Source organism: Flavobacterium algoris (assembly GCF_048158525.1).
Taxonomy (GTDB): Bacteria; Bacteroidota; Bacteroidia; order Flavobacteriales; family Flavobacteriaceae; genus Flavobacterium; species Flavobacterium algoris.
Genome location: NZ_JBLNKT010000010.1, coordinates 76,178 through 101,685, shown reverse-complemented (window position 1 = coordinate 101,685; position 25,508 = coordinate 76,178). Strand labels below are relative to the sequence as shown.

The 25,508-nt window shown below is 32.3% G+C and carries 23 protein-coding genes; 7 read left to right on the top strand and 16 right to left on the bottom strand.

Going from position 1 to position 25,508, the window contains the following annotated elements; translation table 11 throughout:
* Positions 1 to 100: 100 nt before the first annotated feature.
* Entirely contained in the window at positions 101 to 1,213 is a 1,113-nt protein-coding gene (locus ACM55I_RS07765) for a lactonase family protein (RefSeq protein ID WP_416846206.1), read from the top strand.
* A 151-nt stretch (positions 1,214 to 1,364) separates the two neighbouring features.
* On the opposite strand, the gene ACM55I_RS07760 is transcribed toward ACM55I_RS07765, so the two are convergent.
* The 8 genes from ACM55I_RS07760 to ACM55I_RS07725 all read right to left on the bottom strand — a co-directional run bounded on the left by ACM55I_RS07760 (position 1,365) and on the right by ACM55I_RS07725 (position 11,265).
* Positions 1,365 to 2,717: a DEAD/DEAH box helicase gene (locus tag ACM55I_RS07760; protein ID WP_416846205.1), complete on the bottom strand. Its 1,353-nt coding sequence runs from the start codon at positions 2,715 to 2,717 to the stop codon at positions 1,365 to 1,367.
* Between the two features lie 77 nt (positions 2,718 to 2,794).
* Complete coding sequence (locus ACM55I_RS07755) at positions 2,795 to 4,060, bottom strand: YaiO family outer membrane beta-barrel protein (RefSeq protein ID WP_416846204.1); 1,266 nt, start codon at positions 4,058 to 4,060, stop codon at positions 2,795 to 2,797.
* Positions 4,057 to 6,210, bottom strand: coding sequence for a sulfatase-like hydrolase/transferase (locus ACM55I_RS07750; protein WP_416846203.1), 2,154 nt, complete (start codon positions 6,208 to 6,210; stop codon positions 4,057 to 4,059). The genes ACM55I_RS07755 and ACM55I_RS07750 overlap by 4 nt, the downstream gene beginning before the upstream one ends.
* 254 nt (positions 6,211 to 6,464) lie before the next feature.
* Positions 6,465 to 7,895, bottom strand: a complete 1,431-nt coding sequence (locus tag ACM55I_RS07745; protein WP_416846202.1) for a glycosyltransferase family 2 protein — start codon at positions 7,893 to 7,895, stop codon at positions 6,465 to 6,467.
* 12 nt (positions 7,896 to 7,907) lie between these two features.
* Positions 7,908 to 8,984: a HEAT repeat domain-containing protein gene (locus ACM55I_RS07740; RefSeq protein ID WP_416846201.1), complete on the bottom strand. Its 1,077-nt coding sequence runs from the start codon at positions 8,982 to 8,984 to the stop codon at positions 7,908 to 7,910.
* A 32-nt stretch (positions 8,985 to 9,016) separates the two neighbouring features.
* A complete protein-coding gene (locus ACM55I_RS07735) occupies positions 9,017 to 9,385 on the bottom strand; it encodes a response regulator transcription factor (protein WP_416846200.1) in 369 nt (122 codons plus the stop codon).
* A 448-nt stretch (positions 9,386 to 9,833) separates the two neighbouring features.
* Positions 9,834 to 10,598 carry a TIGR02757 family protein gene (locus tag ACM55I_RS07730; RefSeq protein WP_416846199.1) on the bottom strand — a complete coding sequence of 255 codons (765 nt, stop codon included), beginning with the start codon at positions 10,596 to 10,598 and terminating at the stop codon, positions 9,834 to 9,836.
* A gap of 4 nt (positions 10,599 to 10,602) precedes the next feature.
* The gene (locus ACM55I_RS07725; protein WP_416846198.1) at positions 10,603 to 11,265 is read right to left on the bottom strand and encodes an ABC transporter ATP-binding protein; all 663 of its coding nucleotides are present in this window, start codon (positions 11,263 to 11,265) and stop codon (positions 10,603 to 10,605) included.
* A gap of 194 nt (positions 11,266 to 11,459) precedes the next feature.
* On the opposite strand from ACM55I_RS07725, the gene msrA reads away from it, so the two are divergent.
* A complete protein-coding gene (gene msrA, locus ACM55I_RS07720; protein WP_416846197.1) occupies positions 11,460 to 12,008 on the top strand; it encodes a peptide-methionine (S)-S-oxide reductase MsrA in 549 nt (182 codons plus the stop codon).
* A gap of 49 nt (positions 12,009 to 12,057) precedes the next feature.
* Positions 12,058 to 12,354, top strand: coding sequence for a hypothetical protein (locus ACM55I_RS07715; RefSeq protein WP_416846196.1), 297 nt, complete (start codon positions 12,058 to 12,060; stop codon positions 12,352 to 12,354).
* 12 nt (positions 12,355 to 12,366) lie between these two features.
* Here ACM55I_RS07715 and ACM55I_RS07710 read toward each other — a convergent pair whose 3' ends face one another.
* The 6 genes from ACM55I_RS07710 to ACM55I_RS07685 all read right to left on the bottom strand — a co-directional run bounded on the left by ACM55I_RS07710 (position 12,367) and on the right by ACM55I_RS07685 (position 17,218).
* Positions 12,367 to 12,669 carry a DUF6787 family protein gene (locus ACM55I_RS07710; protein WP_416846195.1) on the bottom strand — a complete coding sequence of 101 codons (303 nt, stop codon included), beginning with the start codon at positions 12,667 to 12,669 and terminating at the stop codon, positions 12,367 to 12,369.
* Positions 12,670 to 12,701: 32 nt separating this feature from the next.
* Complete coding sequence (locus tag ACM55I_RS07705) at positions 12,702 to 13,136, bottom strand: DUF6146 family protein (RefSeq protein ID WP_416846194.1); 435 nt, start codon at positions 13,134 to 13,136, stop codon at positions 12,702 to 12,704.
* Positions 13,137 to 13,248: 112 nt separating this feature from the next.
* A complete protein-coding gene (locus ACM55I_RS07700; protein ID WP_416846193.1) occupies positions 13,249 to 13,812 on the bottom strand; it encodes a DUF937 domain-containing protein in 564 nt (187 codons plus the stop codon).
* Between the two features lie 94 nt (positions 13,813 to 13,906).
* Positions 13,907 to 14,857: a D-2-hydroxyacid dehydrogenase gene (locus ACM55I_RS07695; RefSeq protein WP_416846192.1), complete on the bottom strand. Its 951-nt coding sequence runs from the start codon at positions 14,855 to 14,857 to the stop codon at positions 13,907 to 13,909.
* 138 nt (positions 14,858 to 14,995) lie between these two features.
* Positions 14,996 to 16,066, bottom strand: coding sequence for a 3-phosphoserine/phosphohydroxythreonine transaminase (serC, locus tag ACM55I_RS07690; RefSeq protein ID WP_416846191.1), 1,071 nt, complete (start codon positions 16,064 to 16,066; stop codon positions 14,996 to 14,998).
* Between the two features lie 93 nt (positions 16,067 to 16,159).
* Positions 16,160 to 17,218 carry an acyl-CoA reductase gene (locus tag ACM55I_RS07685; protein WP_416846190.1) on the bottom strand — a complete coding sequence of 353 codons (1,059 nt, stop codon included), beginning with the start codon at positions 17,216 to 17,218 and terminating at the stop codon, positions 16,160 to 16,162.
* Between the two features lie 136 nt (positions 17,219 to 17,354).
* On the opposite strand from ACM55I_RS07685, the gene ACM55I_RS07680 reads away from it, so the two are divergent.
* Positions 17,355 to 17,705, top strand: a complete 351-nt coding sequence (locus ACM55I_RS07680; protein WP_314895539.1) for a 4Fe-4S dicluster domain-containing protein — start codon at positions 17,355 to 17,357, stop codon at positions 17,703 to 17,705.
* Positions 17,706 to 17,763: 58 nt separating this feature from the next.
* Here ACM55I_RS07680 and ACM55I_RS07675 read toward each other — a convergent pair whose 3' ends face one another.
* The gene (locus tag ACM55I_RS07675; protein ID WP_416846189.1) at positions 17,764 to 18,504 is read right to left on the bottom strand and encodes a class I SAM-dependent DNA methyltransferase; all 741 of its coding nucleotides are present in this window, start codon (positions 18,502 to 18,504) and stop codon (positions 17,764 to 17,766) included.
* Positions 18,505 to 18,598: 94 nt separating this feature from the next.
* Entirely contained in the window at positions 18,599 to 21,280 is a 2,682-nt protein-coding gene (locus ACM55I_RS07670; RefSeq protein ID WP_416846188.1) for a TonB-dependent receptor, read from the bottom strand.
* A gap of 360 nt (positions 21,281 to 21,640) precedes the next feature.
* Between ACM55I_RS07670 and ychF the strand changes: the two genes are divergently transcribed.
* From ychF to ACM55I_RS07655, 3 genes are all read left to right on the top strand, one after another.
* Complete coding sequence (gene ychF, locus ACM55I_RS07665; protein ID WP_416846187.1) at positions 21,641 to 22,735, top strand: redox-regulated ATPase YchF; 1,095 nt, start codon at positions 21,641 to 21,643, stop codon at positions 22,733 to 22,735.
* A 234-nt stretch (positions 22,736 to 22,969) separates the two neighbouring features.
* Positions 22,970 to 23,491 carry an NADPH-dependent FMN reductase gene (locus tag ACM55I_RS07660; RefSeq protein WP_416846186.1) on the top strand — a complete coding sequence of 174 codons (522 nt, stop codon included), beginning with the start codon at positions 22,970 to 22,972 and terminating at the stop codon, positions 23,489 to 23,491.
* Between the two features lie 141 nt (positions 23,492 to 23,632).
* Positions 23,633 to 25,495, top strand: a complete 1,863-nt coding sequence (locus tag ACM55I_RS07655; protein WP_416846185.1) for a DNA topoisomerase IV subunit B — start codon at positions 23,633 to 23,635, stop codon at positions 25,493 to 25,495.
* Positions 25,496 to 25,508 lie beyond the last annotated feature (13 nt).

The following is a 25,508-nucleotide window of genomic DNA, read 5'->3' as shown; positions in this document are numbered from 1 at the left end:
CAGTTTTGGATGATGTTGTTATAATTTTTCAAAGCAACAAACAATTGGCATTGATTCTAAAATATTTATGTATTTTAGCTTTTCAATAAAATTTAAAAACATGAAAAATTCGTATGTTGTTCTTCTTTTAATTTTCATTTTAACAAGCGTGCAAGCACAAAAAAATAAATTCAATTTGCTTATTGGAACTTATACCAACAGCTGTGAAAGTAAAGGGATTTACACCTATGATTTTGATACGAATACAGGAGGTTTTAATCTTAAAAACACTACTGATAATGTTGTAAACCCAAGTTATTTGGCCGTTTCCAAAAATAATAATTATGTTTATTCTGTAAATGAAAATGGCCCCGAAAGTACGGTAAGTTCTTTTGGTTACAATGCTTCAAGTGGAAAATTGAGCTTAATCAATAAGCGAAGTTCCAAAGGAGCTGATCCTTGTTATATTATTAATGATGACAAAAATGTAATTGTTGCCAATTATTCTGGTGGGAATATTTCAGTTTTTGGTAAAAATAGTGATGGAAGTATTTCTGAAGCAAAACAGGTAGTACAACATTTTGGAAAAGGAATTAATGTACAAAGACAAGAAGGTCCTCACGTGCACATGGTTCATTTTTCTCCGGATAGAAAGTTTATATTGTCTAATGATTTAGGGACTGATAAAGTGTATTCGTACCAATACAATCCAAACGCTGCGAATGAAATTTTGAAAATTAAAGATAGTATTTCAGTAAAATCAGGGAGTGGGCCAAGACATTTAACCTTTAGTAATGACGGAAAATTTGTTTATTTATTACAAGAATTAGATGGAGCATTGACTGTTTTTAGTTATTCAAACGGAATATTAAAAAAAATAGAAGAGACTACCATTTTAGCAAAAGACTTCAAAGGAACTATCAGTTCTGCAGATATTCATATCTCGCCTGACGAAAAATTTTTATACGCAACAAATAGAGGAGAAGCGAATACTATTTCGATCTTTAAAATTCTAAAAAACGGAAAATTACTGTCAAAAGGACAAATAAGCACTTTGGGAAAAGGACCCAGGAATTTCGCGATTGATCCAACTGGAAAATTTCTTTTGGTAGCACATCAATACACAAATGATGTTGTGATTTTTAAAAGAAACGTAACTACAGGAGCGCTCACTTATACAGGAAAAAGAATCGCTTTATGTTCTCCGGTTTGTTTGGTTTTTACAAAGAATTAAACTTGAAAATTCAATAAAACTAACAAAAAAAGGGTTGAAAAATGATTTCCATTTTTCAACCCTTTTTTACTATTTATTCTTGTTTTTATCTTTATCTTTTTGTCCCTGATGGTCGAAAAATAATCAGGATTTAGAAACTGAACACTGATCACTATTTGTTCTTGTCTTTTCTCTTTTTATCTCTGGTTTTTAGCATATTTCTATTCACAGAGCCATGCGTTTTTTTCTTGGTTACACCTGGTCCACCCAAATTGACTTTCTTATTCTTTTTACTTTTCTCTTGAAAAGCGCCATCTCCGTCAAGCTTCTGTTTTTTCATCATAAACTTAATCGGTTGTCTGTCTTTTTCAGGTTCGATTAATTTTGATGAAACTTCAACTGTTTCTGGGAAAGCTTCGATTGCTAATTCCATGTTCATCAGCACTTCAATCTCGACTTTAGATTCTTCTTCACGAGGTGCGATAAGACTTATTGCGGTTCCGGTAGCATCGGCACGACCGGTTCTACCAATTCTGTGCATATACAATTCAGGCATTTCGGGCATTTCAAAGTTGATAACATGGGTGATATTGGAAATATCCAAACCTCTTGCCATAATATCGGTGGTAATTAAACCACGTAATTTTCCTTCTTGGAAAGAAGCCATCGTGCTCAAACGATAATTTTGAGATTTATTCGAGTGAATTACCCCAAACTGTCCTTCAAAATCTTCTTCGATTCGTTCATGAACCATATCTGAAATCTTCTTGTTATTGACAAAAACCAAAACACGACTCATGTCTTCGTTGTTTTGCAATAAATATTTTAGAAGGTTTATTTTAGTATTAAAGTTAGGAACTTGATACGTAATTTGTTTGATGTTTTCCAATGGTGTTCCTGATGCCGAAAGCGTAACTTCTTCTGGATAATCAAAATAGTCATTCAAAATTGCATCTACTTCATCCGTCATAGTTGCCGAAAAAAGTATGTTTTGACGTTTTTTTGGCATCATAGCCAAAATAGCTGTCAATTGGGTGCGGAAACCTAAATTAAGCATTTCGTCAAACTCATCGATAACTAGTTTTTGCATTTCTTCAAAACGGATTACATTATCTAGCGTTAAATCCATGATTCTTCCTGGAGTTCCCACTAGTATGTCACAACCCTGATAAACGGTTGTTTTTTGAGTATTAATGTTGACCCCTCCAAAAATACCAACGGTACGAACTGACATGTATTTTGTCAGTTTTTCTACTTCTTCCACTACTTGTACTACAAGCTCACGTGTAGGAACCAGAATTACTATTTTTGGGGTATGTCCCGGAGTAAATTTATATAATTTTAATAAAGGCAATAGGTATGCAAATGTTTTACCAGTACCGGTTTGTGCAATTCCCATCATATCTCTTCCAGACATTATCACAGAAAAAGTTTTTTCCTGGATGGGAGTTGGAGAAGTAAATCCTAAATCATCTATTGCTTTTTGTACAGATTTAGGGAGATTGAATTGTTCGAAAGTACTCATTTGCTTAAATTTTGTGCAAAGATAGTCTTTTTGAAAGGAATGTTAAGTTTTGATACTAAACTTCAATAATCTACCCTCTATTTGAATCTTATTTCCCACGATAAATTAAGTGAATAGATCCAAAAGTAGTTGCCCGGGTCAAATATTATTTCTTGGTGAGTTATTGCAAATTGCGTTCCCCAAGCATTTTGTTTATTTGACGTGGTGAAGTAATATCCGACATTAAATTTTTGGGACTTTAAATTTAGGATTGAAGCTTCGTTTCCACTAAAATTAAATTGATTTGTTTCAGGTGAAAACCCAATTCCTAAAGCAACACCTAAATAATTATCTGCATCACTTCTGTATTTTCGGTATGTAAGGGTTCCAGAACTACTAGTTCCAGCACCGCCAGGTGTTATATAAGGGCGAAACGACCAATAGCTGTTTCCATAATACCAACCTACAGAGCCAGTATATATTGTAGTGGTTGTACTGTATTTTAAAGTTCGGAATCCTAAGGAAACTTCAAAACTTTTAGGTAAAGATTTGTACAGTTCTGCACCAAATCTAACATCTGGAAAGAGAAAAGAATTGGACAAACCAACATTAACATAGGCGTAAAATCCTTTTGAAATTTTTGGGTATAAATCGACTTCATACTGTAACCCATTTTCCTTGAATCTTCTATTGAAATTTACTTTTGCTATTATACTTCCGTATTTTGTTTGGCGGCCATATTTAAGAGTATGATATTGCATTGGATCAAATACATCCGAGTATAAATCAACAGTTGAATTAATTCCAATAGAATTTTGACTCAGTATTTTATTTAAACTTACTTTATAATCGATAGCTTTTTTATCATCTGGATTTTTATTCAATATAAATTGAACTGTATTTAATGCTTCTATTGGGTTGTTAGTGCTTTCTTGAGCACTTGCCTTTAAATACAATATTTCAGCATCGTCAGGAAAGTTTTTTAAAGCTTCATTTGTCATTTCTAAAGCAGCAAATGGCATATTAGCCCAAGACTCATTTTTTATTGCTGCTATCCAATTACTCTTATTTTTAGTATCTCTCTCTAAAACATAAGCAAACTCTTTTCGTGCTTTTTTATATTCTTCATCCCAAGAATACGTTGTTGCCAAAAAAGAACGGATTTCGTGATAATCTGGATATTTAGTCAGAATAGAAAGCAACGTATCCTGCGCTTGTTTGCGTTGTTTATTAAAAGCTAGATTACGTGCTATCTCAAAGGAAGTATCTGGATCTCCATTGTATTTCTTTTCTTGACCTGACATTTCAAAAGCAAGTAAAAATGTTAAAATACAAATGAGTTTTATGACTATTTTTGAAATCATTTCTTTAAGGATTTTTTAAAAGTTACGTAATTGTTATTCTCAGGATGGATTTTTAAAAGGCTGTCAATAGTTTTATTTGCCTGATTTTTGTTTTTCATCCTTTCATAGGCTTGTGCCAATTTATAACTTAATTCGGCATCGTTAATTTGATTTGCTAATCCTTTTTTACCAATTTCAATTGCTTTTTTATTCTGGTTTGACCACCAATAGACATCCATTATTGCTAAATAAGAATCACCATAAAAGGGAGTCCTGTTTATGACTTCCAGTAATTCTATTTCCGCATTTTTATAATCACCATCCCAGGCTAATGTTCTGCCTTTCAAAGTTCTTACGTCACCATAATTAGGAAGTTCATTCAAGATGTAATTACATAATAGTCTCGCTCTTTCACGTTCTTTTTTGAATGCTAAATCTCTGGCCAGAAAGAAAATCTGATCAGGATTTAATCCTTTTGTTAATTTTTTTATTAACGAAAGTTGCTCAGATGTAAATGCATAAGTAGGTTTTTTAAAGCTGGTAGCGGTATTCGTAATTTTATTTTTGGTGGTTAAGTAAACATTCAATTTTTTATAATCGTTGAAAGAACCGGTTATGGTTTCCATCATGTCATTGTCCGTCTCACTAATATTGAAATTTTCGTCAATTTTAAACAGGCTTCCATCAGAATAAAAATAGTCCTTATAAATATAATCATTGATGCTGCCTTTATACCTCATTAACGGGATGTTATGGATATTTCTAAATTCTCTAACGGTGTCCAAACCTTGACCTATCCAAGTCGTTTTTTCCAACTTATTGAATGTGTAATTATTCGTTAAAAAGGAAATTAAACTTGGTGTTACATCACAGTGTGATGAAATAGATTTGAATTTTGCTGTCTTCTTCAGCATGGGGCTGTAAATGTAAAGAGGAACATGAAAACGAGATAAATTATCTTTTTGTGGAACCGGAATTAACCTGTGATCTCCCGTGATTATAAAAATAGTATTTTCATAATCAGGTCTTTTAGAATAGGCTTTCATAAAGCTTTGGATCGAATTATCGGTATAAAGAAGACAGGCAAATATATCTTTATATTCACTCATCTTGTTTTTTTCAAAATAAGATTTCGTATTTAAAATACGTTCAACCTTTTCTAAGTACACTTTTTTAGAAGGGAAATCAAAAGGTTCGTGATTGGTAAGTGTCATTATGATATCCAATCGAGGTTCTTTTTTATCTTTTAATTCAGATAATGTTTTGCGGTATATTTCAGCATCAGGATAACCCCAGGAAAATCCGCCTGAATTTTCCTTTGTCTTAACATAACCGGGACCAAATTTATTGATATCAATGATTTTATCGATACCATTATATTCTAGGAAATTACTTTTTCTATCAAATGTTGATTCATCTCCAGAATAATAAGCGGTAGTATAACCGTTTGATTTTAGAATGCTGATTAATGAATTGTGTTTAGGAATTGGATTTAATTCCATAAACCCATTTTCTCCAAACGGCAACGAACCAATTAAAGAAGGCAGTGCGCCAAATGTTCGTCCGGCATTACTCACGAAATTTTCCCAATAAAGTGATTTTGTAGCCAATGAGTCTAAGTAAGGGGTAAACCCTTTGTATTCACCATTATTAGTAAAATCGCTCCCAAGTCCTTCCATAATAATAAAAACGATATTTGGTTTTTCTTTTTTAATATTGAAAAATGGAGCCAATACATCTTTTGTGCTTTCTGATGCTTTTTCCAGAGGAAATTCTTTCTTGAAAGTCAGATTGCCTTCAGAAGCCAAAGCTTTATCATTTTTAGCTCTTATAATATCACTCAACAAGAAATTTAATTTGTTTTGAGAAGCATTTTTCTTTGTATTGGCAATTACAAAAGTTAAACTCCCAAAGACAAATATAACTATAAGTAAAATTTTGGTATTGATTTTATGTCCAAATGAATTGAATAACCAAATCAATCCCAGATAAACAATTGGTACTATCATGAACGGTAAAAGCATCAGAAATGATATCGATAAAGAGGCAGTTACAGTTGTGTACATGTCACTTAAAGAATATCCTAAAAGATCTGCTCCAAGATTGATATGAGTGGTAAGGCTGTATCCTATCAGTCCAAGTTGGAGGATTGTGATAATTGAGAAAAGCACTTTAATAACAAGTATTCCTAAAGGATTTTTAATGTATTTTAATACTAAATACAGGGGAAAAAATAATAATCCGATTAGTAATCCCGTAAAAAAATCATTTAATAATTTATAGGTAAATAACTGTATATCAAAATTTTTGAATAATTCGATTAAGCTTAATAGACAAAAAATAATTATGAGTGAAATTGTGGCGTAAATATATTCTAAACTGTTATAGTAAGAGAATTTTTTTTTCATTTGGTTGTTTTATAGTATTAGGCTTTGGTCATTCCTTTTCGTGTCATAGTTCCCCATTTCTTTTTTTTGTTAAAATAGTAATCTATATTTCCACTAATTGCTGCATACAAAATGACTGGATGATTAACAAAAGGTTCTAAAAAAGCAATCTTTAACAGGTTGAAACCTATTCTTTTCTTTTTATATTGGTGATAGGTAAGTTCTTCTGTAATTATTGCAACTATTGAAAACAAGACCGAAAATAAATAGGCGAAAATAATAAAAACCAATGAATAATCCCATCTAACATGATGGAGTGCAATAAGAATTCCAAAATAAACTATACCGGCTACTTCTATAATTGGAGCCATTCTTTCGAAAAAAAACCAATACGGATAGCTGATAAGTCCCAAGGATTTATATTTTGGATTGAACCCTATTTTACGGTGCTTTTTAAGTGTTTCGATAGTTCCACGAGTCCATCTATTTCTTTGAGAAATAAATGTTTTATAATTGTCTGGAGCTTCTGTCCAGCATAATGGGTCAGGAATATAGGCTACTTTATATTTTTGCTTCTCCTCTTCCATGTATCTTCTCATTCGCACAATAATTTCCATATCTTCCCCTACGGTATTTGTATCGTAACCGCCCACTTTAATGGCTATTTTTTTATCAAATAAACCAAACGCACCTGAAATTACTAACAAACCGTTTAGTCTGCTCCATGCCATTCTTCCTAATAAAAAGGCTCTCAAATATTCTAAAATTTGACCTTGTTCCAGCCATGTTTTAGGAAAGTTTATATCGAGTAATTTACCATCCTTAACGGTGCATGAATTGGCTATTCTGATTACTCCACCGGCTGCAATTACTTTGGCATCGGTTGTTTCCAGAAATGGTTTAATCATTTTTTGAAGTGCATCTTCCAATAACAAACAATCCACATCGATACAAGCAACATATTTATTTTTACTTATATTCAGTCCCATATTTAAAGCATCAGCTTTTCCTCCGTTTTCTTTGTCAATTACCGTTAATTTGTCAAATGCAGGATTTATAGATTTATAAATGCCTTTTCTTAGTGGTTTTGTTTTAATCTGTTCATTGATATGATAGCTTATTTGAACTAAGTCGTAGGCGTCAATAAGTTTGTTTAAACTATCATCTTTACTTCCATCATTTACAATGATAACATCATAATTTACATAGTGACTCGATAATAAGGAACGTACATTTTCAACAATGTTTAAACTTTCATTATATGCAGGTGCTATAATTGAAATTGAAGGAGAGAAAGTCGAAGATAATATTTCCTTGTAATTAACAAAGCTATTTTTCTTTACATATTCAATTGTTTCAATAGCTGAAATTATTGCTAATATGATATAAGATCCAATTGCAATTGCAGAAAAAATAAAAAATAAATAAGGAATGATTGACATTATAATTTGTAAAGTACTTGTACCCATAGTCAATTGGTTTTAGGCTGTTAGCATTTTTTTTAATTCAATCTCATATAAAGTATATTCTTCAAAATTAATATGCTTCAATATCTCCATTATCAACAACTTAATTTCAAAACTTTTGTGATGTATATGTTCCAGTAAAAAAGGCTTATCATTATTCTCATACACATTTTCCATCATTTTTAGAAAAGCGATTTGTTCTTCATGACTGCGCTCATTAAAATTGTTTTTCAAAATGTTTTTAGCTTCAACGATATTCAAATGGCTTAATGCAGAAATTGCATTAACTCTTACGTCTTCACTTTTATGATTTAACAGTTTAATAAGCTCACCTTTTGCTTCAAATTGATTGTAGACTTTAGCGAGTTTTAAAGTAAAAATAACTACAGAATCATTTGAAGATTTGAGCCATGGCTTAATGTCTGCAATTTGTGGGTCATTCTTAAGTTGAAGGATTTCCAACAACTGGATCTGATCCCATTCAGATAGAGACGTTTCTAAAACATTCAAAAATTCAAGCCCCTTGAAAGCATATAAATGGACCAGGTATAATTGCATTTCTTTGCGAACTTCTCTTTTAGGATGGTTGATGTTATTAATTATTATTTTATGAACTCCCTTTATTTTAAATTGTGTAAGCTCTCTAATTCCGATAGCGATAATATCCCATTTTTCATTTCTTAGTTTGGCTAATGAGTAACGTAAAAGACCCAATTTAATAAAGAGTTTATCAATAGATTCCGCTATTTCACCAGAAATCTCATTTCTTAATTTTAATAATGTTGAAATAATAATTTTTCTTTTAAAAGGATCAGCTACACTTTTTTTTAATTCGTTGATAATTAATTGTTGTTCAGGACTAAAGCTTCCATCTTCATTTCCAGAATATAGATAGGTAACAAGATAAGATTCATAATCCTCTTGATATTTAGCCTTAATCTTTTCATTCTCCCTTAAATGGTTTCTTAAATATTTTAGGTACATTATCAGCATCGCAATAATTATAAAAAAAATGCAGCTAAAGCTCCATGCCAATTGGATTATTGGTGAAGAATGTTTTAAAAATTCTAAAATGTAAAATTCCCCTTTCATAACCAGATTCTTTAAGTTATTCATTCGAAATATTAAATCAGCAATCGTTTTACCCTGATTACTAATTCATGTGGACTAAAAGGCTTACTCATAAAATCAGTTGCTCCCAAGTCAAATGCTTTAAGCACGATTTCTTCCTGTCCAGCTGAGGAAAAAACGACAATTGGAGTTTGCGCATTCAATTTGTTTCTTACATGACTGATTACTTCTAATCCGCTGACAAAAGGCATCATAATATCGGTTAAAATTAATTCAGGACTGTGCTCTTCTATTAATTCTATTGCTTGCTTTCCGTCAACAGCTATAAGAAGTTTATAACCTTCTTTTTCTAATCTAAATTTCAGTAGTAATGAGAGGACCGAATTATCTTCGGCCAAAACAATTTTTTTTGTGGTATTCATTTGTTTATTGGTTTGAATTAGGTTAGTAATTCAGATTTAAAATATCATAGAACCATTTTTTAATAGCTTCAATAATTATCATTCTTTGCTTTCTTCTAAATTAGATTCGACTTACTTAAAATTTGAATTTTTTATTTGGTTTTACCTTTTTAATTCTAAATTTTATGTTTTTCTTAACTCTAATTTATTAGTAATTTTATTGATCAAATATAACGTGATTTCATTTAAAAAAACCGATAAAACACATAAAAAACCGATAAAGTGCATTTAAGTGATTAAAGATAAGATAAATACCGTAATAATGTACAGGTAAAAGCGGGTTAATATACTTTTATTGTTTACAAAATGGGTATTGTGAAAATTAAAATAGTGTTTCAGTCAATTTCTGTAATGTTTCAAGTAAACTGAGATAATCGATTTTCGACTAGTTAAAATTTTGGAGTAAAAATTAAAACCCCTCAAAAACACCCAATCCAAATAATGCGAAGTCATATTTCACGGGATCATTTGCATCGAATTCCCGAAGTCTTAAATCCAATTCGGCTAATGCTTTTCCATCGTTTTGTTTTCGGGTAAGCAATCCTAATTTTCGTGCTACATTCCCGGAATGTACATCCAGAGGACACGATAAAGAAGCGGGAGAGATACTTTTCCAGATTCCTAAATCAACTCCTTTGTTGTCTTGACGCACCATCCAGCGTAGAAACATGTTGATTCGTTTTGCTGCCGAATTATTCAACGGATCTGAAATGTGTTTTTGGGTTCTATACTGATGTGGAATTTCGAAGAATGTCTTTTTGAATTCCGAGATGCTTTTTTGCATAGTTGCTAATTCTTGGTTTTTAGCATATACGGATTCTAAGCCATTATGGTTTTGATAAATGTTTTTTAGGCTTCTTATAAAACTGGTAAAATCCTGTCCGTTAAAAGTTCTATGCACAAAAGCTTCTAGTCGTTCCAAATCATTTTCGGAATGAGACATAACAAAATCATAAGGAGCATTCCCCATTAAATCCATCATTTTATGGGAATTTTTGATAATCATTTTACGATTTCCCCAAGCAATTGTAGCACTTAGAAAACCAGCGATTTCTATATCTTCTTTTTGCGAAAATAAATGCGGAATTTGGACTGGATCACTTTCTATGAATTCGAGTGTATTGTATTGTATGACTTTTTCGTCTAGGAAGGATTTTAATTCGGAATGATTCATTTTTTTAATTACTAATCAATCCATCTACCATTACTAATTTTCTATCGGCCATATTCGCAAGCTCTTCATTGTGGGTTACAATGACGAATGTTTGTCCCAATTCATCACGCAATTTAAAAAATAATTGGTGCAGATTTTCAGCAGATGCTGTGTCAAGATTTCCCGAAGGTTCATCGGCAAAAATGATTGCGGGTTTGTTAATTAAGGCTCTCGCAACTGCCACTCGTTGTTGTTCTCCGCCGGAAAGTTCATTGGGTTTGTGGTTCATACGGTGGGAAAGACCAAGGTAGGTTAAGAGTTTTTCGGCTTCTATTTCTGTTTCCACTTTGGATTTATTGGCAATAAAAGCGGGAATGCAAACATTTTCCAAGGCTGTAAATTCAGGTAATAATTGATGAAATTGGAATATAAAACCTAAATTTAGATTTCTAAATTTGGACAAATTTTTGTCGTTCATAGTCAGAATATCTTCGTCATTAATACGCAATTCGATCCCATTTCCAACGCTAGGTTTGTCTAAGGTTCCAAGAATTTGCAAAAGAGTGGTTTTCCCGGCACCTGAAGCACCCACAATCGAGACAATCTCTCCTTTTTGAATATGTAAATCAACTCCTTTCAACACATGTAGTTGATCGTAATATTTATGTAGATTTTTGACTTGTATCATTTTGAAACTATTTTTACAAAGAAACAAAGATTTTAATGATTATTAAATGGTTCACACTATATTTTCCCTTCACAAATTATAAACTTTAGTTAATACGGATTAATCACTTCCGATTATTAGATTAAATTTGGTTTTAGATTATTGGTTATAATAAACCAAAATTAAATTTTTTTGTAAACGAAATAAACTAATAAATGGAAATGGAACAAGGAATGGAAGTTGCCACTTTTGCCGGCGGTTGTTTTTGGTGTACAGAAGCAGTTTTTTTAGAATTGAATGGCGTGAAAAAAGTGGTTTCGGGATATATTGGCGGAGATACAATTAATCCTACCTATAAGGACATTTGCAATGGCGATACCGGTCACGCAGAAGCGATTCAAATTACTTTTGATTCCAATAAAATAAGTTTTGGCGAATTGTTGGAAATATTTTTTGCAACGCATGATCCCACTACTTTGAACCGTCAAGGAAATGATATTGGTACACAATACCGCAGCGAAATATTCTATAATAATGAAAATCAGAAAGATTTAGCCGAAGCGTATATTGCTTTGATGACGAGAGAAAATACGTTTGGTGAAAAAATTGTTACCGTAGTTTCACCAGCTACAGTATTTTATGAAGCAGAGGATTATCATAACAATTATTACAATCAAAATAAATTGCAAGGGTATTGTAGTTATGTAATTACGCCAAAAGTCGAAAAATTAAAGAAAATCTTTAAAGACAAACTCAAAAATTAATTGGCATTAGATTTGTATATTTTGTAATAAACAATTCTAAAATATAATGATGGAAAAAATACAAGTTGGCGAAACTGATAATAAAAGCAGAAATTTTTTTCTGGGTTTATTATTTGACGGAATTGGGATGTTATCGTTTACCGTTCCTTTCGTTGGAGAATTCTCTGATGTGGTTTGGGCACCCATTGCAGGATATTTAATGACAACAATGTATAAAGGAACTGTAGGTAAAGTAGGCGGAATAGTTGCTTTCTTAGAAGAAATTTTACCGTTTTCAGATGTTATTCCCACATTTACCTTGACATGGATTTATAATTACTGGATAAAAAACAAAAATGCTTCATAATTGAGGCGTTTTTTATTCTTTATAAAGAAATCCTAATCCTATTCGTTTTAGCATTTTCTTTTCGAATGCCCAAAAGAATTTGAATTGCCCAAAAATAAATCCTATTAAAACTAAAAGTACTTGGTATAATGGGAAGATCAATAATAATCGGACAGGAGTGAACCAATAGCCTAAGTCTGATTTTGTAATTCCTAGCCAAAAGCAAAATGGTTTTGATAACCAAGCTGAAGCGGAACCCGTAATTGCAAAAACAATAAATATAATTGTGAGTTGGAAATTGGTTTCAATTCCCCAACGTTTTTTTAAATTACTCATTTTTATTTATAATGATTACAAATATAGTAACATTATCTTGAGGGAACATAACCAAAGAGTTTTTGTTTGTAGGTATTTTGAAAATAAATCATATAATTATAAATTAGATAATTCACCTCATACCCATAATTAATATTTGAATCGTAACTAATTGACATTCCATAAAGATTACGGTCATATCGTTGTGGTTGCAAAACGCGGCTGTTCCATTCGCTAACGTACAATTGATTTTTGTTTTCTAAGTAGCTTTGGGAATGATAGCCTCTAGGATATGCTCTTGAATTAAGCCAAGTGCTAAAACCGGGGTCAATTATAATTACTTCGTATTGCAGTTCATCATTGGCAATTCTAACTGTATCACTTTGAGTTGGAATTGTTTTATCAGTTTTCGAAAAAGCTGGTTTAGAAGTTTTACAACTAAAAAGAGAAACTAAAATAATTGCTAATATATAAATACTGTTTTTCATGATAAAAAAATGAATATTAAAGTTACAAAAATAAAAGGTTAATTATTAGTGTTTTAACAAAAAAAATCATCTACTAGAGTAAATGATTTTATATAAATATTTTATATTTCTATTATTTTCCAAAGAGTTTGCCGAGTATGCTTCCAAGCCCGCCACTTTTTTTGGTAACTGCTGACATAGCATCGCTTATATCTACTTTACCATCTGCATTTTGGTCTAAACCAAATTGACCTCCGTATTTTGAAATAGCCTCCATAATCCCAGCATCTTGACGACTATTACCGGAAATAGCTCCAATAATATCAGAAATTTGAAAACTGGAATCATTTGGATCTTTGGCCTTATTGACTAAAGAACCCAATATTTGAGGGATTAAGCTTTCCGCTACACCAGAGGCAGTTTCATTATTAATACCAAATTTTTCTCCTAAACTACTGGTTAGTTGCTCGGTTAATTTTTGAACCACAGGATTCGAACTGTCTTGTGCATTTTTTCCTTGAAATAAACCAGCAAGCTGGTCCGCTCCTCCTTCTGAGACTATTTTTTGTAATCCGGAAATAATAGAACTACTGGCTTCAGTCATTACAGCTTCATTATGCTCGTTTGGAATAGCATTATTTTTAACAACGGATTCGACTCCAAACTGTTGTGCTAATTGTGTTAATTGTTCAAACATGTCATTTGATTTAGATTAGAAATCAAATTTAATAAAAAAAGGGATTCATTAAACACTGTTAATGAATCCCTTTTTACTATTTAATACAAAAATACTAGCCTAATATACTAATAATTTGTGAAGCTAATTCAGTACCAATTCTATCTTGTGCTTCTCCTGTTGCAGCTCCAATATGAGGAGTCATTGAGATTTTATGGTTCATCAAAATAGTCATTTCAGGAGTTGGTTCGTTTTCAAAAACATCCAATCCAGCGAATAATACTTTTCCACTGTCTAATGCTTTTACTAAGGCAACTTCATCAATAACACCACCACGCGCGCAGTTTACAATACCTACACCGTCTTTCATAATAGCCAATTCTTTCTCACCGATGATGTAACCATCTTGAGCAGGAACGTGTAATGTTATGAAATCAGCTTCTTTGAATAAAGATTCCAATGATTGAGAAACGATAGTTGTTGTGATAGATTGCCCGTCAAAAAACTCCACTTTAACGTCAACTTGTGGGATAAACATATCAGCAGCAATCACTTTCATGCCTAAACCTAATGCCATTTTAGCAGTAGCTTGACCAATACGTCCAATTCCTACAACACCAAGCGTTTTTCCTCTTAATTCAACACCGTTTGCATATGCTTTTTTCAAACCTTCAAAGTTTGAATCTCCTTCAAGAGGCATATTTCTGTTCGAATCATGTAAAAAACGAACACCAGAGAATAAATGTGCAAAAACCAATTCTGCAACTGATTCTGATGAAGAAGCTGGAGTATTGATTACGTGAATTCCTTTGCTTTTAGCATAGTCCACATCAATATTATCCATTCCTACACCACCACGACCAATGATTTTTAATCCTGGGCAAGAGTCAATAATATCTTTACGAACTTTGGTAGCACTACGCACCAAAACAACGCTTACATTGTTTTCATTTACAAAGTTAGCCACTTGCTCTTGCGCTACTTTTGTAGTTATAACTTCAAATCCACCTTTTTCTAAAGCTAGAATTCCACTTTTAGAAATTCCGTCATTGGCTAATACTTTCATTTATGTTTTATATTTAAAGATTGAAAAATTAAATGATTTAAAGATTCAATCAGGATTTTTTAATTTTAAAGTGTAATTTTAATTGAAAGATTTACTAATTGATTTTTATAATTATTAAATCTTTCAATTATTAAATCATTAAATATTTTTTTCCAATTCTTTCATTACATCCACCAATACTTGAACGCTTTCAATTGGTAAAGCATTGTACATAGAAGCTCTGTAACCACCTACTGAACGGTGTCCTGGTAATCCAGATATTCCTGCGGCTTTCCACATAGCATCAAATGTTTCAGCATGAGCTTCGTCATTCAATAAGAAAGTAGCATTCATGTTAGAACGATCTTCAACAGCTGCAGCTCCTTTGAATAATGGGTTTCTGTCAATTTCTCCATAAAGTAATGCAGCTTTAGCATTATTTAATTTCTCAATTGCAGCAACACCTCCAAGGTTTTTTAACCATTGTAAAGTCAATAAAGATGCGTAAACTGGGAAAACAGGTGGCGTATTGTACATACTTTCTGCTTTGATATGTTTAGCATAATCCAACATACTTGGGATTATTCTACCATTTTTGCCTAAAATTTCCTCTTTAACAACAACCAAAGTAGTTCCTGCCGGGCCCATATTTTTTTGAGCTCCTGCATAAATCAAATCAAATTTTGAAAAATCCAATTCTCTTGAAAATATATCAGAACTCATATCACAAACAATTGGCATGTCAAGTGATGGGAATTCCTTCATTTGTGTACCAAAAATAGTGTTGTTACTCGTACAATGGAAATAATCAGCATCTGAAGGTACAGTGTATCCTTTTGGAATATGATTGTAATTTTGTTCTTTTGATGAAGCGACAACAACGGTATCTCCAAAAAGTTTTGCTTCTTTTATAGCGGCTGTTGCCCAAGTTCCTGAATCAAGATAAGCAGATTTCCCACCTTCTTTCATCAAGTTATAAGGAGCCATAATAAATTCTAAACTAGCTCCGCCAGCAAGAAATAAAGCTTGATATCCTTTGCCTTCAAGGCCTAAAAGTTCAATAACAAGAGCTCTTGCTTCATCCATAACGGCAACGAAGTCTTTGCTTCTGTGCGAAATTTCTAAAATGGATAAACCAGAATTGTTGAAATTTAAAATAGCTTGTGCTGATTTTTCAAAAACTTCTTGTGGTAAAATACAAGGTCCTGCGCTGTAGTTGTGTTTTTTCATGGTGTAGTTTAAGTCCAAAAAATTAAAGTGCAAATTTCGGTAATAGGAGTTTAAAAAGCGTTAAATAATTCGAAAAAATTAAACATTTTTAGACTATATTGTTAACAAAAACGAAATAGTATCGACGTTATCTGCGTAATTCCATAATTTAGGTTTTTGGGTTTGCCCAAAATCAATACTGTTTTCTATGATGTTATCACTTACAATACACTGAATTTGCTCACTTTCAGATTGTAATCGTATTTGTAAATCAGTGATGTCATCGTAAAATTCATAAAACACACTAGAAATAGGGGAGGCATGACTTTTATCTTCTTTTATGGTCAAGAATCCATTATCCAATAATTTAAAATTACTCATCAGGAAAACGGCTTTGTTGTAATCATAATTGTTAGCATATTTTTCATAATGAATAACATCTTGATACTCAAATATAGCTTCAAAAAAGCCATCGAAAATATACCCTTTTGGGACAAAAATTTTAGAGACATTGCGACATCCTAAACCAAAATATCGGAATATATCTTCACCTAAAGCACTTAATTGTTCTTTGGTTTCTTTTCCATTCAAAACAGCAATTGAATTCCTGCTTTTTCGTATTACGGAAGGTTTGTCTTTAAAATAATATTCAAAATAACGAGCGGTATTATTACTTCCTGTTGCTATGACGGCATCAAAATTTTCTAATTTGCCCTCAACAAAAGTTGTTTTATTAGTCAGTTCAGGGTCAACGGCTATGATGTATTTAGCTAAAAAAGGCAATAAATGTTGGTCATTTGAGGATATTTTTACTAATACATTATGTCCTGTGATTAAAACCGACAAGAAATCATGAAAACCAACCAGCGGAATATTTCCGGCAAGAATTAAGGCAATGTTTTTAGGTTCGTTTATTTGAGTATCATAAGCAGAGAGCCATTGATTTAAATTTTCTTCAGTTAGTGCTTCTGCCCAAGATTGAATAGAAAAATAAACTTGTTCAGGTGTGTACCATCCATTATGGGATTGTGATAATTTTATTAAATTGATAAAATCATCAAAAAATAGATCGTTATGTAAAACAGTTGGGTTCTTAGAAGTGTTATTTTCGGAAAATTGACTTAAAAACTTTCCTAATTCGATAAAACTTCGTTTTTTTTCGTTTTGTAACATAAGTAACTTGTATATGAATAGTTTTGATTGTAATTTTGCACAAAAATAAGCTATAATAAGTTATAAGTCAAAAGAGAAAAAATCTTAAGTTGTTTTATCTCAAAAGGCATAGCTTTTAACTAATAAAAAGATAAAGATGGCAATTATAATAACAGATGAATGTATCAATTGTGGTGCTTGTGAACCAGAGTGCCCAAATACTGCAATATATGAAGGAGCCGATGATTGGAGATATAAAGATGGAACTAAACTTAAAGGGAAAGTAATTTTGCCTGATGGTACTGAAGTAGATTCAGATGAAGCACAAACTCCAATTTCTGACGAAATCTACTATATAGTACCTGGAAAATGTACAGAATGTAAAGGATTTCATGATGAACCACAATGTGCTGCAGTATGTCCTGTAGATTGTTGTATACCAGATGATAATCATGTTGAGACTGAAGAAACGTTACTAAATAGACAAGCATTTTTGCATAATGAATAGTGTGTAAATCCAATAATAACAAAAAAATCCTGAGTTAGTATCTCAGGATTTTTTTGTGTTATTTTTTTCTTGCTACAATTACATAAGTATCATAAGCATACGTTTTTCTGTCAATTGTTTTGATGATTTCAAAATCATTTAAATATAAAAACAATTGTATTTCATTTAAGGTAAATACACGTAATGTAGAAAAATCGTCTGCAATTATTTCTTTTTCATCATTTTTTAAAGTGTAATATTGTGCAGTCCACTCCAGCATAAAATTTTCTGAGGAAGTTGTTTTCCAATTACTGTTTCTATAATACAGTATTCCATCATATTCCGCTTTGTGAATTATAACTTGATTTTCTGTAGTAAAAGGAATAAACCGATTAGCGTCTATAAAATCAAAAATGAGAATTCCTTCTTCTGTTAAATTTTTGTAAATGGATTCAAAAGTGCTATTTATGTCTTCATTTGTAGTCAAATAACTAGTAGAACGCCCCGTAATTAGTATCGAATCAACGGGCTTTTCAAGTTCAAATTGTCTCATGTCTCCATGGATGAAGGTGCAATTTTTATTTCTTTTTTTTGCTATTGCAATCATACTTTGGCTATAATCCAAACCAATATAATCCTGATTGTTTTCTTGAAATCTTTTAGCAAGATTACCCGTACCACTGCCTATTTCGAGAATAGTTTTACAATTATTTTCATGGATTATGCTATTGTAAAACTGATATTCCTCATCATAATCAATGAAGGTTTGGTACATTGCATCAAAAATTGCAGCCATTTTTCCGTCATAAAGATTTGTCATGATAGTTGTAATAAAGCACTAAATTTATGAAAAATAAACTAAATAAAAAAAGGGCTATCTTTCGACAGCCCTTTTAAATTATTCAAGAATCAAATTAGAATTTATAGTTCAAAGATAAATTGAACATAGTTCCTAATTGACTAAAGTGAAAGCCATCGTAAGTCATTGTATTATAACGACCATCAAAAGTTATATTCATATCTTGAGCATGAAGTAATGCAGGATTATTTACAATTGCATTTGCAGATGCAGAACCATCAGATGTTATTTTGTATTTTGGGATTACATTAAATATATTATTAACGTTTAAAGCCAATGACAATTTTTTTGTGGCATTAAAATTAATACCTAAATCAGTAACCATTTTTGTTGAAAATTCAGTAGATAATCCTGGATCAGAATAATCAGCATTTTTGAATTTTGTTGGTCCAAAAACGGTATTGTTTAGCGAGAAATTAAATTTACCAATTTCATAATCTCCTCCAAAAATATATTTGAATTTTGGTCTGGAAGTAAACATTAACGCATCTTGTGTAGCATTGAAAACAGTTTGATTTCCAGGAAGTGCTGTTACACTTGCAGGATTTTTTACAGCTCCCACTCTTTCGTTAACAAGGGTGTAGTTTCCTGATAAATTAAGGGCTAATTTTCCAGAACCTAACATGATATTTCTGTATCCAGCAACAAAGTCAAGTCCGGCAGTTCTAGAATCAATTGCATTTACAAAGTATGCTTGACCATTAATCAGGTTTCCTAATACAATTCTGTCTTTTACCTTAATGTTATAATAATCTAAAGTAAAATTGAAATTTTTTATAGGTTTGATTCCAAATCCTAAGGTTACATTATCTGATTTTTCAGCAGTAAGTTTAGGAACTCCAAGAGTTCGCGCTGCTGTCGAAACATTGCTTATAATTCCCGTCACTGCAATTGCGCCTCCTGAAAAGGTTGATTGTGATTTTTCGGTATAAATTTGGTGTAATGAAGGAGCTCTAAATCCTGTAGAAATAGAACCTCTTAATGTGAATTTATCATCAAAAAATTTGTATCTAGAACTTAATTTCCAAACATTTGCAGCACCAAAATCGCTATAATCTTCATGACGAACGGTACCATTTACTAAGAAATCTTTGGTCAAATCAACAGCAATATCTAAATAAGCGCCTAAGTTGTAACGATTGAATTTTCCCGAGTTTGATGGATCATTCCCTTGAAAAGAGTCAGCACCAAGACCATCATAAGATTGTTTGTCGCCACCAATAACTTCGAAATTTTCAGTTCGAAATTCAGTTCCAAAACCAATACTTATCTTGTCAGATAAAACTTTCGAAACATCGATATTTCCAACAAGATGATTGAATGATGTTCCACCTGGACGGAATGTAGTTTGTCCAGTATAAATGTTTGGATTAACAGCATAAATAAAATTACCATTAGAATCCTTCGATCTGTTTTGAGAATTTGTAACAGTATAAATTTGTTTGTTACCACCAATAGTAACACTCGCATCAGTATTCCAGCCATTAGTCACATTTTTGTAACCTAATGTAGCATTGTAATCATTCAAGTCTCCGATAAAGGTTGGAACATACCCTAAATAAGAAGCAGCTGTACCATTTCCATATAAGCTAGCAAGATAAGGCATATCGGCAGCTGTTCTCCAATATGGAGCTCTATAATTTGCAAATGAATTTACTTTTTTATAAACGTAAGCAGCATTGTAATAAATTTTTGAATTTTCACTTAAATCACTTCCTCCGTTAACTTCAAATTTAGCTGCTGCTGTCTCTGGAGAACCATTAACATTTCCACCATCAGGTTTTACAGCAAGAAACGCTTGTGTTGTAGCCAATGGAACACCCCAATAATCAGATTCATCTTGTGCGTTTAGTATACCGGGTCTGTTGGCTAATTTAACTTTAGAAAAATCTACAGTGTAATTCACAAAACCTTTGTCTCTTACTGTAGAACCATTGTTAATACTGATGCCTATCATTTCTCCGTCACCTTTTCCAGTAATACCTGTTCTAACTGTTGCAGAACCACCATTAGTATTTTTTTTCAAGATAATGTTCATTACTCCAGCAATAGCATCAGATCCATATTGGGCAGATGCACCATCACGAAGTATTTCTACTCTTTCGATAGCGTCTTGAGGTATTGCTGATATGTCAGCACCTGTTTCACCTCGTCCCGGAGAAGTTTGAGTGTAAAGTAATGAACTCATGTTTTTACGCTTACCATTAATAAGTATAAGTGTTCTACTGGGTCCTAAATTTCTAATTTCATAAGGGTCAAGTAATGAAGTTGCGTCATTAACAGGAGTTTGAACAGTATTAAAAGATGGAATTTTGTACTGTAATGCTTTATCAAAAGAAGCTTGTCCTGTAGATGCTAAGTCTTTTGACGTTATTACATCAATAGGTAGTGCAGTTGTGGTGTTACTTCTAGGAGCAGTTCTTGTTCCTGTCACTACCACCTCTTCAAGGTTTTGTCCTCCTTCTTCAGCTAGTACTATATTCATTATAGAATTTGTACCTACTTTTTCTACTTTATTGTATCCTACATAGCTAAAAACTAAAGTAGCCCCATCTTTAACTTTGATTTTGTAAACTCCGTCGATATCAGTTGAGACACCGTTGTTAGTTCCTTTTTCGATAATGTTAACGCCTGGTAATACAGCTCCGGCATTGTCTTTCACAACACCAGAGATTTCTTTTTGTGCAAAAAGAATCGTGACGTTTAGCAAGAATAATAATAATGCAAATTTTTTCATAAATTGTTGGTTTTGGTTTTTGTTTGGTTTGAAATCGGTTGCAATATAAATTTTTTTTAACAAAATATTAATATTTAGTTTGAAGTTTTACAAACATTTATAGAAATTTTAATAATAATAAATAAAATTCTTATTTCAATAAATTGTTTTAAAGAATAGTATTGAATTGATAAAAAAGTAAAAAACTAGAATACAATACATAATTGTATTGATTATGCCATCAAACATTTATTAAATCTTATATTTGCAAACTTTTAAAGTGAATTATAAAACTTTTAGCAGGATACTGTTATCTGTAAACAAAAATAGCATGAAGAATGGCGGTGCCATATTTTCATTAAAAACAAATATTATCTACATATGAAAGCAGGAATTGTAGGATTACCGAATGTTGGAAAATCAACATTATTCAATTGTTTATCCAATGCAAAAGCGCAAAGTGCTAACTTTCCTTTTTGCACTATTGAACCAAATATAGGTGTTGTAAATGTTCCGGATTCTAGAATAGAAAAATTGGAAGAATTAGTAAAACCAGAACGTGTACAAATGGCAACCGTAGATATCGTAGATATTGCAGGATTGGTAAAAGGAGCGAGTAAAGGAGAGGGTTTAGGAAATCAGTTTCTAGGAAATATTAGAGAATGTAATGCGATTATTCACGTTTTACGTTGTTTTGATAACGATAACATTGTTCACGTTGATGGAAATGTAAACCCAATTCGTGATAAAGAAACGATTGATATTGAGTTGCAGTTGAAAGATTTGGAGAATGTTGAGAAACGTTTAGAAAAAGTAAAACGTGCTGCTAAGACCGGAAACAAGGAAGCAATAGTAGAAGAGGTATTGTTAAACAGAATTAGAGAAACATTACTTCAAGCGAAATCTGTTAGAACAATAACTCCACAGAACAATGACGAAGAAGTTTTGATGGAAGGTTTTCAATTGATTACAGCAAAACCAGTATTGTATGTTTGTAATGTTGATGAGAATTCGGCAGTTAACGGGAATAAATATGTAGATCAAGTTCGTGAATTGGTTAAGGATGAAGATGCTGAAGTTATCGTACTTTCAGTTGGTGCAGAAGCTGATATTACCGAATTGGAAAGCTATGAAGAACGTCAGGTTTTCTTAGAAGACATGGGTCTGCAAGAACCAGGAGCATCTGTATTGATTCGTGCAGCTTACAAATTATTGAAACAACAAACTTATTTTACGGCAGGAGTTAAAGAAGTTCGTGCTTGGACTATCAATATTGGAGCAACTGCGCCACAAGCGGCAGGAGTTATTCATACTGATTTCGAAAAAGGATTCATCCGTGCCGAAGTTATTGCTTATGAGGACTATGTTCATTACGGTTCAGAAGCTAAATGTAAAGAAGCTGGAAAATTCAAAGTAGAAGGAAAAGAATATGTCGTAAAAGATGGTGACGTTATGCATTTTAGATTTAATGTGTAGTTTTTTAGAGTAAAGAAAATAGAATAAAGAAAATAGAAAAACTGTTCAAGCAATTGGACAGTTTTTTTATGGACCTAATCCAGTTTTTCACTGCAAGATTGACTTGAAAAATACTTTCCATTGCAATCTGGGGTACGGGTTTAGCGGTAAAAAAGGTATATTTAAGTAATCAATGGTGAATTCTTGCATGTTGTATTTCAAATTTTTATTACTTTTAAAAAAAAACTAATCATCATGAAAATCATAGCTTTTGGCGGAAGCCCCAGTAAAAACTCCATCAATAAAAAATTAGCAACTTATGCTGCAAATCTTTTTGAAAATGCCGAAATAGAGGTGTTGGATTTAAACGATTTTCAAATGCCTTTGTTTAGTGTTGATATAGAAGTAGAGATAGGTCAGCATGAACTTGCCAAAGCGTTTTTGGCTAAAATTGCCTCAGCTGATATTTTAGTAGTTTCGCTTGCAGAAAATAATGGAAATTATTCTGTTGCTTTCAAGAATGTGTTTGATTGGTGTTCCAGAATTAATGGAAAAGTTTTTCAGGAAAAACCAATGTTGCTTATGGCAACTTCGCCAGGCGGTAGAGGTGGGTCGTCTGTATTAGAAATTGCAAAAAATGCTTTTCCTCGTTATGGTGCAGTTATAAAAGCGACTTTTTCGTTACCAAGTTTTGATGCTAATTTTGATGTCGAAAACGGTAAAATTTCTAATCCTGAATTGGATAAACAGTTGAAAGAAATTATTAAGAATTTTTAAATTTTGATAACCTTAACGATATGCATATTCTAAAATCTGTAATCTTTTTTTTGTCAATATCATTCTTAATAACTTTGACGGCTTCCTGTTTTAAATTTTATCGAATTACACTACATTAGCACAAAATCCACAAAATTTACAATGTCCGATCAAAATCAATATACCGAAGATAATATTCGGTCGCTCGACTGGAAAGAACATATTCGCATGCGTCCCGGAATGTATATCGGGAAATTGGGAGATGGTTCCTCTCCAGATGATGGTATTTATATTCTTCTAAAAGAAGTACTCGATAACTGTATCGATGAATTCGTCATGGGGGCTGGTAAGACAATTGAGGTGACTATTAAAGATAAAACGGTTACTGTAAGGGATTATGGTCGTGGAATTCCATTAGGAAAAGTGATTGATGTAGTTTCTAAAATGAATACAGGTGGAAAATACGATTCTTTGGCATTTAAGAAATCCGTTGGTTTAAATGGAGTAGGGACAAAAGCTGTTAATGCTTTGTCAAATTATTTCCGTGTAGAATCCGTTCGAGACGAAAAACAAAAAGCAGCTGAATTTTCCGCAGGAAATCTAGTTCTTGAAGAAGATATTATAGATACAACCAAACGAAAAGGAACTAAGGTTAGTTTTATTCCAGACGAAGCAATTTTTAAAAATTACAAATTCAGATATGAATATGTAATCAAAATGCTTAAAAACTATTGCTACTTAAACAATGGCTTGACCATTTTATTCAATGGTGAAAAATATTTTTCAGAAAATGGTCTGAAAGATTTATTAGAAGAAACCATTCATGCCGATGATTTGGAATATCCAATTATCCATCTGAAAGGAGAGGATATCGAGATTGCTTTGACGCATAGTAAAACACAATACAGTGAAGAATACCATTCTTTCGTGAATGGACAAAATACGACACAAGGAGGAACACATTTAGCGGCGTATCGGGAAGCGATTGTAAAAACCATTAAAGAGTTTTATAATAAAAGTTTCGAAGCTTCGGATGTGCGTAAATCTATTGTAAGTGCGGTAAGTATTAAGGTTATGGAGCCTGTTTTTGAGTCGCAAACCAAAACTAAATTGGGGTCGACTGATATGGGTTCTGAGCCAGGAATGCCATCAGTTCGTACTTTTATAAATGATTTTGTGAAAACGAAATTAGATAATTATTTGCACAAAAACACAGCAACTGCAGATGCATTATTGCGTAAAATTCTTCAAGCCGAAAGAGAGCGAAAAGAATTATCAGGGATTCGAAAATTAGCCACTGATCGCGCCAAAAAAGCAAATCTTCACAACAAGAAACTAAGGGATTGTCGCGCCCATCTTACCGATACCAAGAACCCTAAAAGTTTGGAGAGTACGCTTTTTATAACCGAGGGAGATTCCGCTTCCGGATCAATTACCAAATCGCGTGATGTAAATACACAAGCAGTTTTTAGTTTACGAGGAAAGCCCTTGAATTCCTATGGGATGAGCAAGAAAATTGTTTATGAAAATGAAGAATTCAATTTATTGCAGGCGGCATTAGATATTGAAGATGGTTTAGAAAAATTGCGATACAACAACATCGTAATTGCAACGGATGCCGATGTTGATGGAATGCACATTCGGTTGTTGTTAATTTCTTTTTTCTTGCAATTTTTTCCTGAATTAATAAAAGAAGGGCATTTATATATTTTACAAACACCACTTTTTAGAATCCGAAACAAGAAAGAAACCATTTATTGTTATTCGGAAGAAGAGCGGAAAGAGGCAATGGAAAAATTAAAACCAAAACCAGAAATTACACGATTTAAGGGATTGGGGGAAATCTCTCCAGATGAGTTCAAAAATTTTATTGGAGAAACCATTCGACTTGACCCAGTTATGATGGATAAAAACACTTCGATTGAGCAATTACTATCCTTCTATATGGGGAAAAATACACCAGACCGACAGGAATTTATCATCAAGAATTTGAAGGTTGAATTGGATGTTTTGGAAAAGGAGTAGTATAAATTAAAGA